Here is a 13,632-nt window from a genome sequence, read left to right as displayed (position 1 = left end):
TAACAAGTAAAGATTATTTGCTATTTTTCCCCTTTTTACGCATAAGAAGAACGCATATAGCCAATAGTATCACGACAGAAAAAAAGTAGAGAAATCCAATATAAAATACAGTGTCCCTGAAAAAACCTTCCGGCACTATATTAATCAGCATGTCGGTTTCTGGGTTAAGCATCCAGAAATCATTTCTGAAAAATATATGATGAAACAATATGAAATATCTGGTGAAATCCGTGGATATAATTCCTGCAACAACGGCAGAACCTATGAAAAACAATCCGCTTCCTGTCAGAACTGATCTGGGAAAGGTATTGTTCCAGCTCGTTTTTAAGAGCATAAGAATAACCAGGCATAGTGCCATTATCATAAGGCATCCCCTTCGGATGGACATGGCACCTAAAAACAGCCCCTGAACGTCTTCCATGTGAGCGATCTCCCTGGCATTAAAAAATTCTCTGTGGATACCCCCCATTGTGGTTTCTACGTGAAGGTCCGGCCGGATGCCTTTTAAATATGCCATCATCTGATCTGTAACGTCCAGAAGATCCTCCATTGTCATGGAGACCGCCTCTGTTACATTATATTTGGAATATTCTTTTTCAAAGTATCCGGGTGTCCAGTAAACGGCTGCCTCCACTGATGTAAATAACAGTACCACCATAAGGCAGATTGAAAAAATAATGCCTGTAATATATTGAAGTAAACGGTTCATGTGTAACCTCCTGATTTTATTGTTTTTTAACGGCAGTAGGCAGATTCCAGCAAAAACGGGTGGCCAGCAAACGGATTATAATGACGGCCGCGGCTCCTGCCAGCATGGCAATGTCTGGGTTGATGTGGTTCATAAGACCGGCATACAGGATAGCGCCTGCGATAGAAGCACAGGCGTAAATATGCTTTTTTAAAACATAGGGAGTCTGGCCTGCCATGATATCGCGCAGGATCCCGCCTCCAACGCCGGTGATGACTCCAAGAAATATAATGAGAAAATGATAATTTCCATAGCCGGCTAAAATGGCAGTATCAATTCCTACTACAGTAAATGCACCCAGACCTATGGCGTCAAAGATGTTCATGACTTTTTCGAAGGTTTCCATATGGCGGCCGGAGAGGAATTTCTGATTCATCCTTACTGTAATAAATAGAAGCATAACCGTAATAAAGGCAAGTAATACGTAAACTGGGTCCTTAAACAGGGCAGGAGGAACATTTCCAATAATAATATCCCGCAGCATCCCGCCGCCTACTGCTGTCGTAACACCGAGAACAATGACCCCAAGTAAATCCAGCTGTTTTTTTATGGCTACCATAGCCCCCGAAGAAGCAAAGGCAATGGTACCGATTGCTTCCACAAAGAAAAGCAGAGATAATTCTATTTTCATGGATAACCTCCGATTATTCCCAACAGGGAAATTAAGGCAAGTATAAGAGTTGAGGGAGTGTTTGTCAATATACAAAAGCAGTGAGAAATCCAGCTGTTAACAAAAAATAACTTGATTTTTTTTCTGAAATTATATATTATATGAAAAAGTTCAAAAGTGAACAATTGGAATATATTTACATCAGGAAAGGAGCGGGGAAGGCATTTGGTAAAACGGCGGAACTTGATGATCTGTTTTCAGAAAGAGGTGTTTGCATGATTGATCAGAAAGAATTTGAAAAAAATGTACAGGAATGGTCGGATATCTGTTTAAATGATGAACGGATTGACCTGGAATCCTATGACAAATACGATGTAAAGAGGGGGCTTAGAGATAAAAACGGCAACGGAGTGGTTGCCGGACTGACCAAAGTGTCAAAGATCTTATCGAGTAAAACCATAGACGGAGAGAAAGTGCCTTGCGATGGAGAGCTTTATTACCGGGGATATAATATTTATGATCTGGTAAACGGAGTAGTGAAGGAGGGAAGGTACGGGTTTGAAGAGATCGCTTATCTTCTTTTATTCGGAGATTTACCAGATAAGAAACAGCTGGACCGCTTTTCGCAGACATTAGGCTTCAGCCGGACCCTTCCTACTAATTTTGTCAGGGATGTAGTGATGAAAGCGCCGAGTCATGACATGATGTCTACTCTGGCACGAAGTATTCTGACGCTTTCAGCCTATGATGAAAAAGCAGGAGACATATCGGTACCAAATGTGCTTCGCCAAAGCCTGATGTTAATCAGTGTGATGCCGATGCTGGCAGTTTATGGGTACCATGCTTTTAATCACTATGAGCGCGGCGGAAGCATGTATATCCACAGACCGGATGAAAAGCTGTCCACAGCAGAGAACATTTTAAGGCTCCTGCGGCCTGATATGAAGTATTCCAGAGTGGAAGCTCATGTTCTTGATCTGGCCCTTATTCTTCACATGGAACACGGAGGCGGTAATAATTCCACCTTTACAACCCATGTGGTAACCTCTTCCGGAACCGATACGTACAGTGTGGTGGCAGCAGCTCTGGCATCGCTGAAAGGACCAAAACACGGCGGTGCGAACATCAAGGTTGTTGAAATGATGGAAGATTTAAGGAAAGAGGTTCATGACTGGAAGGATGAAGAGGAAGTAGAGAAGTACTTAAGGAAACTGCTTAATAAGGAAGCATATGACCGGAAAGGTCTGATCTACGGCATGGGACACGCAGTCTATTCCAAATCGGATCCGCGAGCGGAAATATTCAAAGGATTTGTGAAACAGCTCTCTGAAGAAAAGGGCCGTTTGGAAGACTTTAACCTTTATTCAGCCATAGAACGGCTGGCACCTAAGGTAATCGGCGAAGAACGCCGGATTTATAAAGGAGTCAGTGCCAATGTTGATTTTTACAGCGGATTTGTTTACAGTATGCTGGACATTCCGAAGGAATTATTTACCCCCATTTTTGCAATTGCAAGAATTGTGGGCTGGAGTGCCCACCGGATTGAGGAGCTGATAAACATGGATAAAATTATACGTCCGGCTTATGTCAGTGTAATGCAGGAAGAGGAGTATAATCCTCTGGATTTGAGATGATTTCAGAACAGATAAAAAAGCAGGCTGCAGTGCCTGTTTTTTTGTTTCCTGATGGATTGTCGTTCTCTGGACAGATATGTAAATTCTGGATATAGTTTGTAAAGCTTTCGAAAAGTATCTTGAATATTATAACCAGTCGTTTTATGCTTTAGAAAATGAGAGGCGCTTCCATTCAGAAAACATTGCGATTGAACATCAAACCGTGGAGTATAAGGAGGATTTAAGTATGAAGAGCAGAAAGAATTATGCAGCTGCTTTTATTTTAGCTGCCATAACGGCGGCATTGGCGGGGGGATACGTATATGCGGCAACGGAACACTTTTCTGATTCCACCACTGATCAGGCATGGGATGCATGGACGCAGAAGTGGGATGGACAAGTGAGCCGGGATTATGAAAAAATAGCCCTCACACCAGGTACAGACGAGACAAAATTAAACTTTGCATGGTACTCCAAAACCGATGGTACGGCTACTCCCAGGGTTGAAATATCCAGGCGCAGTGATATGGGCCAGTCAGCTGCATATGAAGGAAGGGCGGTACAGGCTGTTGACGGATATCAGAGCAACCGGGTGACGGTGGATTCTCTGGCTGAGAATACTACATATTATTATCGGTATTATAAAAATGGCAAACCATCAGAAACGGCCTCTTTTAAGACCCATAATTTTAACAGCTATTCCATGCTTTACGTAGGTGATCCACAAATTGGTGCTTCAAAAGGACAAACCACCTCCAGAGGAGATAAACTGGAAAATAAATCAGATATAAATACGGCTGCCCGCAATGATGCTTTCAGCTGGAACAAGACTTTAAATACTGCAATGAATGCAAATCCGAATATCAGCTTTATACTTTCTGCAGGAGATCAGATTAATAAAAATGTAGAAGGGAAAGATCTGGGAAATGAAACGGAATATGCAGGTTTTTTAAATGCGGACTGGATGAAATCCCTTCCTGTTTCCACGACCATCGGAAATCATGATTCCACCAATGAAAGCTATAGTCTTCATTTTAATAATCCAAATGATACGCAGCTGGGAAAGACTACGGCAGGCGGTGATTATTTCTATAAGTACGGTCCTGCTCTGTATGTGATACTCAATACCAATAACTATAATTGCGCGGAGCATGAACAGGCCATGCGTCAGGCAGTTGAAACTTATCCCAATACAAACTGGAGAATTGTAATGATTCATCAGGATATTTATGGAAGCGGTCTTGATCACTCGGACTCTGACGGGATTGTGCTCCGGACCCAGCTGACCCCCCTTATGGATAAATATGATGTGGATGTTGTGCTGCAGGGGCATGACCATACCTATTCCAGGAGCTATTTATTAAAGTCTGACTCTAAAACTCATTCCAACTATAACTTCTATGACTGGGATAATGTAAAAGATGAGGCTGGAAATGTATTCCCTTATTCGGATGCTTCCTATCAGGCCCAGAATAACTGCTACACCATTGCAAATACAATGACCGGCGGTGTGACAAATGGTGACGGTACCCTCTATATGGAAGCCAATTCTGCAACGGGAAGCAAATTTTATGAACTGATCCCCAGTAAACAGGATTATATTGCAGCAAGAAGCCAGAACTGGAATCCTACTTATTCCGTAATTCGTATTAACAGCAGCACCTTTGCAATTGATACTTATGAAATTGCGGACGGGAAGGTTCAGAAAATAGATGATACCTACGAGTTAAAAAAGACCAACGCATCCAGAAGATAATGCGGCAGAAAAAACCGGGGCATATGACTGAGTCAGAGTGTCCCGGTTTTATGGCAAAAATATAAAAGTAACCGGTGAGGAAGGAGCTGCCATATATGGAAATTAAGGAGCAGAAAAAACCGACATGGAAAATTCAGGAAAAGAGGTGGCTTCAGTGGGTTGTATTTGCAGCATTTATAGCAGGATTCATCCTTTTTTTGGTGCACTTTAATAACGTTGATATTGCCAGTCTCATATCAACAGAAGGAAGAACGTTTGAGCGCGGACGGGTCATAGAGGTGCTTGCGGATAACTTGCAGGAAGATGGCAGCAGGACCGGTCAGCAGAAGGTTCTGCTTGAAATCTGTTCCGGATCAATGAAAGGAAAAATGGTTGAAGCAACCAGCAACAATGGCTATCTGTTCGGAGCGGTCTGTGAACCTGAAATGAATGTAATTGTGATCCAAAGCGTATCCGGTGATATCTCCATACATACGGTTTACAGCGTGGACAGGGAGTGGGCTGTTCTGGGATTTGTGCTGCTGTTTTTGGCGGTTGTCTGCTTAATTGGAGGACGGAAAGGTTTTTATGCCTGTATAGGTCTTGTTTTTACTTTTATCTGCATCATCTGGCTTTACATACCAATGATTTATAAGGGTTATTCCCCGTTTTTTGCAGCAGTTCTGGTTGCGGCAGTCACTACATTCATTACGATGTATTTACTGGGCGGCTGGTCTGGAAAAACTTTATGTGCTGTAGCTGGAACAGTCAGCGGAGTTGTAATTGCCGGAGTTTCGGCATGGCTGTTCGGAGCAGCGGCCCATATCTCAGGATATAATGTATCAGATATCGAATCCCTGACAGTACTGGAAAATATTCGTGGAATCCGTGTAGGGGAACTGCTCTTTTCCGGATTACTGATCTCTGCACTTGGCGCAGTAATGGATGTAGGAATGTCCATATCGTCAACTGTCTTTGAGATACATGCCAATAATCCTGAGCTGGGAGCAAAAGACCTGTTTCGTTCCGGCATGAATGTGGGCCGGGATGCCATGGGAACCATGGTGAATACGTTGATTCTTGCATTTGTGGGAAGCGGGGTCAGCACACTGCTGTTAAACTATGCCTACGAATTGCCTTATCTTCAGATTATCAATTCAAATAACATGGTAATAGAGATCATGCAGGGGATTTCCGGAAGTCTGGGAGTTGTGCTGACGATTCCGATTGTATCACTGATGGCATCTTTTACAGCTGTAAAATGGGGGATAAACCGCTGATACAGTCAGGTCTGCCGGATGGAAGCCGGCAAAATCACAGGGGCATGGAATGTATGGCACGGTGAAGCTCGTTAAATTTATCGACCAGATGACCGGAAGCCCAGTCATACATATCCATTGTTTCATATTGGCGGTAATCACATTCCTGGGAAACCAGGAGCATGGTGTAAACATCATACCAGAGTGCGCGTAAGTATTCTTTTTCCGAAAGGCGGTCAATGCCATAACCCTTGAAAAAATCCCTGTCTGTGCCATAGGTGCGGAATCCTGCTTCCATCAGAGGATCTGCCCAGAGACTTCTTTCCCAGTCTATCAAACCGGTAATCCGGTTGTCTTTTACAAAGATGTTCCCATCCCATAAATCCCAGTGTACGAGTCTTGGTACCTTAACCTCATCAAAGATTTCTTTGCTTTTATCTAAATCCTCAAATAACTGTTCCCTGGATATCTTTAAGTCAATGGACAGGCGTTCTCCATCTGAAAAAGCCAGCCCGGTCATAAGGGAAAAAACCTGATGCCAGTTGCTTCCCTGTAAAGCTGGCTGTCCGGGATAGCCGAATTTACTGCCCTTTATTTCGTTGATTTTTCGGTTCCACCTGCCGGTTTCCTTATGAATCTCCGACTGTACTTCCGAAGAAAGGCTGGGAAGAATGGAGTGTAAACTGGCTCCTTCCAGTATCTCCATGAAAAAGTATGGAGAATTAATCAGGGTAAGGCTGTCGTCGTAAAACAGAACCTCTGCAACCGGTACATCGGACTGTTCCCTGACTGTATGCATGGCAAGGACTTCACTCATCATAATATTCTTCTCGTATGACATAACAGGGACCTCTTTTGGAGGCGCTATCTTTAATATGCAGGAGGGAGTCTGATCCAGGAAGATTTTGTATGCTACATTAAAATATCCTTCTGTCAGCTCCTCTGTGCCAGTACAGAATGCATGAGGGAATGCGCGGTGAATGAGAGAACGAAGAGTCTCTTCTGATTGAACATTTTTAGTAAGACTGTTCATCTGTCACCATCCTTTCAATAATTGCCATTATCAATTGGTGCCGCAGTGGGAATTAACAGATTCTCAATATCTGCTTTTAAAATTGTTTCAGCAATAGAAAGTTCATTTTTTTCAATATAATCAATAAGGGCCATATGTAAATCCATGCTGGCATACTGCTTTTTCTGAATAAAGTAGATAGTTTGAATATTTAACGCATCCTGAAGCTGTTTATAAGCATAGCGGTTGCCGTAAACAGAGAAAAGCTTTAAATGAAAATCGCAGTTTAAATGCCACTTTCCTATAAAATCACTGGGTCCGCAATTGGTATAATTAATACAGGTGGTTCTTAGCTCCTGGATCCATTCACGATCAATGCCTGCTGAAAGATTACGTAAGAATGAACACTCCAGAGATGAACGGAATTTTACAATCTCATATATTTCCTCAGGGGTTGGCTGGCAAATCTTATAACCCTGTCTTGGAATGCTTGTAAGAATAAGTGTAGCAGTTAACTGTGTAAGCGCTTCTCTGATTGGCGCACGGCTAACGTTATACTTTTCCATTAAAAATTTTTCCGTAAGTATTGTACTTCCGGAATATACTCCATTGATAATATCAGTAATCAATGCATCATGCACCTGTTGTTTTAGCGATGTATCGGAGTTTTTTTCACACATATGAATCCCCCTTTTGTTGCGACATAAGTCCCTTTATTATACATTTCTTGTAAAATTAAGTCAATATTAACTGGGTATAATATGATTAACAGTATAATCCATGTCGAACTAATCATATCACAAATCCAAATTATGTTAATTATATGTAAAATAATTGTGCTATATTCACATATTTAATGATAAAAAATAGTTAAATATGTAGAAGTTGATAAAAAGTATTGATTAAGCGATAAACTCGTGATATGATTAGCGCAAGTACACAGTGTATTAAAACCAAAACAAGAAAGGAATAAGGTATGGATAAGCAGACGAGTTTTAAAAAACATCTAATTGGGTACCTCCTCTTGGCTGTCATGATTGTATCGTTCCTCTATTTCGGCGTTTACCAGGTGGCCACTGGTCAGGTCAAAATGGACACACAGACAGCATTTCTTACCATGTTAGTTCTACTGATCGTCGGTGAATTATTCTCACTGGCTACCAAAGCTTTCGTCCCGTCCATGTTTATTACAGCGATTTTGTTTGTCGTTGGATTCTGGACATACTTCCCGCAGGATATCCTGCAGCTAGGCGGAATAGCTCCCAATCTTCCTACGTTTCTCGTTATGATTATGGTGGTTCATCTGGGCACCATGCTCAATATCAGGGAACTGATTGATCAGTGGAAAACGGTTGTTGTAACTTTGGCGGGTATGCTGGGAATTCTCGTGGTCATATTAACAGCTGGCAGCTTTTTGATTGGCAGCGAGACGGCTGCAATCGCTGCACCGCCACTTACGGGAGGCTTTGTAGCTGCCATGATGATGCAGAGCGTTGCGCCAACGGAGGAATTGGCAATTCTGGCAATGGCAGTATATGTTTTACAGGGTTTTGCGGGATACCCACTTACAAGCTTATGTCTTAAAATGGAAGGAAAAACTGTTTTAAAGGCGTTTCGTGAAGGGAAGATGACTGTTGGCAAGCCTGCTTTGGCAGGCGGGTCAAAAACGGAAGAAACAAAGAAAAGTTATATATTTCCCCAGATGCCAGAAAGCTTTAAAAGTGATTTTACCCATTTATTCTTTATTGTGACTCTGACGGTTATGGCGGGTTATCTTGATAAACTTACAATGGGATATGTTTCAAAATTTGTGTGGGCATTGCTTCTGGGTGTATTTGGCACTGCTTTGGGCTTTATTGATAAAAATGTTTTGGTACGTTCCCGCAGCATGGGTTTTGTATACACCATAATTATGATGTTTGTATTTTCACAGTTAAAGTCTGTAACTCCCGATACTCTGGTGCAGTTATTAAAAAGTTTTGCAGTACTGATTGTATTGGCAGTAATAGGTGTGGCGGTATTCTCTATTCCGGTAGGCAAAAAGCTGGGACTTAGTGCACCAATGTCATTTGCGATTGGGCTCGGTACTTTGGCAGGCGGTTTTCCGGCCAGCTATACCTTAAGTGTGGAGGCAGCTAAGGTGCTTTCTGATAATGATGAGGAATACAAAATATTAGAAGAACACATGCTTCCAAAAACTCTGGTATCAGGTTTTGTGAGTGCAACTTCCGGGTCGGTTTTAATTGCAGGTCTGGTAATGGCAATATTCTTTAAATAATTAAAAAATCAGGAGGATAAAAACATGATTGAGAACAAAATTACGATCAAAGGGGATACAGTAGTAGATATTCAGAGAGGTGCTATCGGCCATCGCGCCACATGGACAGGCCTTACCTATACAAAGGGCTGTGAAGCCGGCATGGCTGAAGAAATGGAAAAAGTCATTCGCCAGGCAATTTCTGAAACAGGAAATACCCAGGGAAAAGACATCAGAGAAAAATGTGCGGATCCGGAAGATGTATCTGTCTTTGCTGACACATTTCTTTCTCCAACTCTTCAAAAAACATTTGAAATAACTTTTAAGACAAAAGATAAAGACAGAGTGGATCTGGAATTTCACCATTGTCCGCTGTTAAAAGCCTGGCAGGACCTGGGGTTTGACGATGCAACCTGTGAGAAATTATGTGATATGGCCATGGATGGCGACCGGGGTATCGCAAACGCAATGGGATATGAATTCCATTTAGGTGATACCATTGCAAAGGGCTGTAAAACCTGCGATGTTTCTTTCTACAAAAAAGAGAAATAGGCACCGCACCTTTAAGGAGAACACTTCTATGAAAAAAACTCAGTATGATAATTATTTAAAAATTTTAAAGGATGAACTGATTCCTGCCATGGGATGTACAGAACCAATTGCCATAGCGCTTGCTGCTGCAAAAGCAAGGGAAGTACTTGGCCAAATGCCTGATCACATTCTTCTTCGCTGCAGCGGAAATATTATTAAAAATGTAAAGGGTGTTGTTGTTCCTAATTCCGGCGGACAAAAAGGCGTAGAAGTGGCGGCTATTTTAGGCGTTGTGGCTGGTAATCCTGATTCTGAGCTTGAAGTGATAAGCGGGGCCGGCAAAGAAGATATTGAACTGACCAGAAAATTAAACCAACAGGGGCTCTGCACCTGCGAACTGGAAGAAGGGGAAGAAAATCTTTTTATACGTGCTTATCTGACTGCAGGGTCTGAGTCTGCAGCCGTGGAGATTCAGACAAAACATAATCATATCTCTAAAATTGAGAAAAACAATCAGATTGTATTTTGGCAGCAGGGTATACAAATTGAGGATTCCGGGGATAAATCACAGCTTAATATCAGGGAGATCCTTGAATTCGCAAATGAGGCAGATCTTAAAGATGTTGAAGATATTATAAACAGACAGATTGAGTATAATTCCGCCATATCAGAGGTTGGATTGACTCAGGACTGGAGCTCACAAGTTGGCCGGACACTTATGCTTCTATCTAATGATGATATCAGAATCAAAGCCAGAGCAGCTGCGGCAGCCGGTTCCGATGCCAGGATGGATGGCTGCGCCATGCCGGTTATTATCAACTCTGGCAGTGGTAACCAGGGGATCACCTGTACGATGCCGGTTGTCGTTTATGCAAAGGAATTAAATGCAGAAAAAGAGGTCCTTATCAGGGCGCTTGTTCTTACCAACCTTTTATCTCTGCACCAAAAACGATATATCGGGAATTTATCTGCATACTGCGGAGCTGTTTCTGCCGGAGCTGCGGCTGCCTGCGGAATCGCTTATCTCCAGGGTGCGGATTATGATATCATTGGTAAAACGCTGATCAATGCTCTTGGAAATGTTGGAGGTATTGTATGTGATGGAGCAAAAGATTCTTGTGCAGCAAAAATTTCCAGCGCTGTTGATGCTGGTATTCTCGGCTATGAAATGGCAATCCGCAATCACTCTTTCCCGTTTGGGGAGGGACTGGTTGAGGAAGACTATGAACAAACTTTAAAAAATATCGGACGAATGGGGCGTCTTGGTATGAAGTCCACCGATGTAGAGATACTTAATATTATGATAGGCAGATAAAAATAAAATAAAATAAAATTCCTCCTCTGTAAAATGTTATCGTGACGGCTATATGGTCACGATAACATTTTTATTTCATAGACGTTTTTTCCTCTCCTATGATATACTGAATCGTGTAATTTCATCTCAGGATGAAAATAAGGAGGAATTGTCTCGTGGCAAAGAAAAGTGTGCGCAATACCAGGGGGAAAATCGTAAGCGCTGCCTGGAAACTGTTTTATGAACAGGGATATGAAGATACAACGGTGGAGGAAATCATAGAGCTTTCCAAGACCTCAAAAGGATCGTTCTATCATTATTTTGATGGAAAAGATGCTCTTCTTAGCACTCTTAGTGTTTTATTTGATGATAAATATGAAGAACTGAAAACGCAGCTGGATTCTGAACTCCCGGCTATAGAGAAGTTGCTGCAGCTAAACAGTGAGCTGTTTGCGATGATAGAGAACAGTATTTCCATCGATCTTCTGGCAAGGCTGTTGTCCACACAGCTGGTTACCAGTGGTGAAAAGCATTTGCTGGACCACAACCGGACCTATTACAAACTTTTAAGGAAAATCATAGCCCGGGGTCAGGAAGAAGGACAGATTGGGACTAAAATGAGCGTCAGTGAAATGGTGAAGCTCTACGCTCTCTGCGAACGGGCGCTTTTATATGACTGGTGTCTGTGCGGGGGAGAATATCCGCTTAGACAGTATAGTGCATCTGTGCTGCCATCGTTTCTAAGCGGATTTCTGCCGGAAAAATAATTTTGCATACTTGTATTATGTTTATATTTAACTATTGTACGGCTGAAAATCATTATAAAATAAAAGAATAATTTCATTTTATATAAAAAAGTACAGTATTTAGTCTATACTTCGTTCTGCGTTGCGTTCTATTTTTGTTGATGCTATAATACACCCATTGTTGTTGGGTTTTATGAGAAAAGCAGCAGAAATAAATGTGTAACGAGGAGGAACGTTATGAGTACAGGGCAAGTTGGCATATTGTCTGCCATTCTGGTTTATCTGGTGGCTATGGTCTATATCGGATTTTATTACAGCAAAAAGGGCGGAGGCGACTCTGCTGATGAATTCTATCTGGGAGGAAGGAAGCTGGGACCGTTAGTGACCGCCATGAGTGCAGAGGCATCTGATATGAGCAGCTGGCTGCTGATGGGACTTCCGGGAGTTGCTTATATGACTGGAATTGCAGATGCGGGCTGGACTGCAATTGGTCTGGCAGCAGGTACTTACTTAAACTGGCTTTTGGTTGCTAAACGTCTCCGCAGGTATTCGGTAGTGTGCAATACCATTACAATTCCGGATTTTTTCTCCCGGCGTTACCGGGATGAAAAAAACGTATTAATGTGTATATCTGCTGTTATCATTCTGGTATTCTTTATTCCATATACCGCTTCCGGCTTTAAGGCCATTGGCACGTTGTTTAACAGCCTGTTTCATGTAGATTATCATACTGTCATGATTCTTGGCGCAATTGTGGTCGTTGGATATACCGTAATGGGCGGTTTTATGGCGGTATCCACTACGGATCTTGTTCAGAGTATTGTTATGAGTATTTCTCTCGTTATTATCGTATTTTACGGAATATCAGTCTCTGGCGGCTGGGATAAGGTTATGGAGAATGCAGGTGCTCTGGACGGGTATTTAAGTATGAGCAGAGCGCATAATATGGCAGACCAGACGTCTTCTCCCTATGGTGTATTGAATATAGTGTCAACTATGGCATGGGGGCTGGGTTATTTTGGAATGCCCCATATACTTCTTCGCTTTATGGCAATCGGCGATGAGAAAAAGCTTACAACTTCCCGACGCATTGCTTCTACCTGGGTTGTGATTTCCATGTTTGTGGCAATTCTTATTGGAATCATCGGATACAGTGTTTCTGTTGCAGGTCATATTCCGCTATTTGCTTCCGGGTCGGAAGCGGAGACAGTTATTATCAGACTGGCTGGTCTTCTGGGAAGCCATGGTTTTATTTTTTCGGTATTGGCAGGTGTAGTGCTTGCAGGTATTCTTGCATGTACCATGTCAACTGCTGATTCCCAGCTTTTAACAGCCGCATCAGGAGTATCTCAGAATCTGATGCAGGACTTTTTAAAACTTAAGGTAAGCCATAAAACTTCCATGCTGGCAGCCCGGCTGACCGTAATCGGAGTGGCGCTGATAGCAGTGTTCCTAGCATGGAATCCGGATAGTTCGGTATTTACCATTGTTTCCTTTGCCTGGGCTGGTTTTGGAGCTTCCTTTGGACCGGTCATGCTGTTTGCCCTGTTCTGGAAAAGAAGTAATTATTATGGGGCTGTTGCTGGTATGATATCAGGCGGAGCGATGGTATTCATATGGAAGTATCTGGTACGTCCCATGGGCGGTATCTTTAACATATATGAGCTTCTTCCTGCATTTACCGTCGCATGCGCGGCGATAATCATCGTATCTTTGTTAACCCCTGAGCCTGATGGTCAAATATATAAGGAATTTGACTCAGTTAGAAAATAGCAAGACAGTATGAAGAGCTGTGCAGTTGATATATCAGGCTGCGCAGCTCTTTTG

Annotated in this window: 12 protein-coding genes; 8 read left to right on the top strand and 4 right to left on the bottom strand. The window is 42.4% G+C overall.

Annotated elements, in window-relative coordinates:
- Positions 1 to 13: 13 nt before the first annotated feature.
- Together V7D18_RS25205 and V7D18_RS25200 are read right to left on the bottom strand one after the other, a co-directional pair.
- A complete protein-coding gene (locus tag V7D18_RS25205; protein WP_426158558.1) occupies positions 14 to 709 on the bottom strand; it encodes a TIGR01906 family membrane protein in 696 nt (231 codons plus the stop codon).
- Positions 710 to 725: 16 nt separating this feature from the next.
- Positions 726 to 1,379, bottom strand: coding sequence for a trimeric intracellular cation channel family protein (locus V7D18_RS25200; protein WP_426158556.1), 654 nt, complete (start codon positions 1,377 to 1,379; stop codon positions 726 to 728).
- A 254-nt stretch (positions 1,380 to 1,633) separates the two neighbouring features.
- Here V7D18_RS25200 and V7D18_RS25195 point away from each other — a divergent pair, with 254 nt between their 5' ends.
- From V7D18_RS25195 to V7D18_RS25185, 3 genes are all read left to right on the top strand, one after another.
- On the top strand, positions 1,634 to 2,992 hold the full coding sequence (locus tag V7D18_RS25195) for a citrate/2-methylcitrate synthase (protein ID WP_426158554.1): 1,359 nt from the start codon (positions 1,634 to 1,636) through the stop codon (positions 2,990 to 2,992).
- A gap of 226 nt (positions 2,993 to 3,218) precedes the next feature.
- Positions 3,219 to 4,727 (top strand): metallophosphoesterase, encoded by a 1,509-nt coding sequence (locus tag V7D18_RS25190; RefSeq protein WP_426158552.1) that lies wholly within the window; start codon positions 3,219 to 3,221, stop codon positions 4,725 to 4,727.
- Positions 4,728 to 4,822: 95 nt separating this feature from the next.
- A complete protein-coding gene (locus V7D18_RS25185; RefSeq protein WP_426158551.1) occupies positions 4,823 to 5,986 on the top strand; it encodes a YibE/F family protein in 1,164 nt (387 codons plus the stop codon).
- A 34-nt stretch (positions 5,987 to 6,020) separates the two neighbouring features.
- Here V7D18_RS25185 and V7D18_RS25180 read toward each other — a convergent pair whose 3' ends face one another.
- Together V7D18_RS25180 and V7D18_RS25175 are read right to left on the bottom strand one after the other, a co-directional pair.
- Complete coding sequence (locus tag V7D18_RS25180; protein ID WP_426158549.1) at positions 6,021 to 6,998, bottom strand: phosphotransferase family protein; 978 nt, start codon at positions 6,996 to 6,998, stop codon at positions 6,021 to 6,023.
- Between the two features lie 14 nt (positions 6,999 to 7,012).
- Positions 7,013 to 7,657: a GntR family transcriptional regulator gene (locus V7D18_RS25175; RefSeq protein WP_426158547.1), complete on the bottom strand. Its 645-nt coding sequence runs from the start codon at positions 7,655 to 7,657 to the stop codon at positions 7,013 to 7,015.
- A 296-nt stretch (positions 7,658 to 7,953) separates the two neighbouring features.
- Between V7D18_RS25175 and V7D18_RS25170 the strand changes: the two genes are divergently transcribed.
- From V7D18_RS25170 to V7D18_RS25150, 5 genes are all read left to right on the top strand, one after another.
- Positions 7,954 to 9,255: a hypothetical protein gene (locus V7D18_RS25170; RefSeq protein WP_426158545.1), complete on the top strand. Its 1,302-nt coding sequence runs from the start codon at positions 7,954 to 7,956 to the stop codon at positions 9,253 to 9,255.
- 24 nt (positions 9,256 to 9,279) lie between these two features.
- On the top strand, positions 9,280 to 9,786 hold the full coding sequence (locus V7D18_RS25165) for an L-2-amino-thiazoline-4-carboxylic acid hydrolase (RefSeq protein ID WP_426158543.1): 507 nt from the start codon (positions 9,280 to 9,282) through the stop codon (positions 9,784 to 9,786).
- 28 nt (positions 9,787 to 9,814) lie between these two features.
- Positions 9,815 to 11,080: a serine dehydratase subunit alpha family protein gene (locus tag V7D18_RS25160; protein ID WP_426158541.1), complete on the top strand. Its 1,266-nt coding sequence runs from the start codon at positions 9,815 to 9,817 to the stop codon at positions 11,078 to 11,080.
- A gap of 155 nt (positions 11,081 to 11,235) precedes the next feature.
- Positions 11,236 to 11,826 (top strand): TetR/AcrR family transcriptional regulator, encoded by a 591-nt coding sequence (locus V7D18_RS25155; protein ID WP_426158540.1) that lies wholly within the window; start codon positions 11,236 to 11,238, stop codon positions 11,824 to 11,826.
- Positions 11,827 to 12,042: 216 nt separating this feature from the next.
- Positions 12,043 to 13,578, top strand: coding sequence for a sodium/proline symporter (locus tag V7D18_RS25150; RefSeq protein WP_426158538.1), 1,536 nt, complete (start codon positions 12,043 to 12,045; stop codon positions 13,576 to 13,578).
- Positions 13,579 to 13,632: the final 54 nt, after the last annotated feature.

The sequence above is a fragment of the Lacrimispora sp. 38-1 genome (genome assembly GCF_049890855.1).
GTDB lineage: Bacteria > Bacillota > Clostridia > Lachnospirales > Lachnospiraceae > Lacrimispora.
This window is presented reverse-complemented; position numbering and strand designations above follow the sequence as displayed.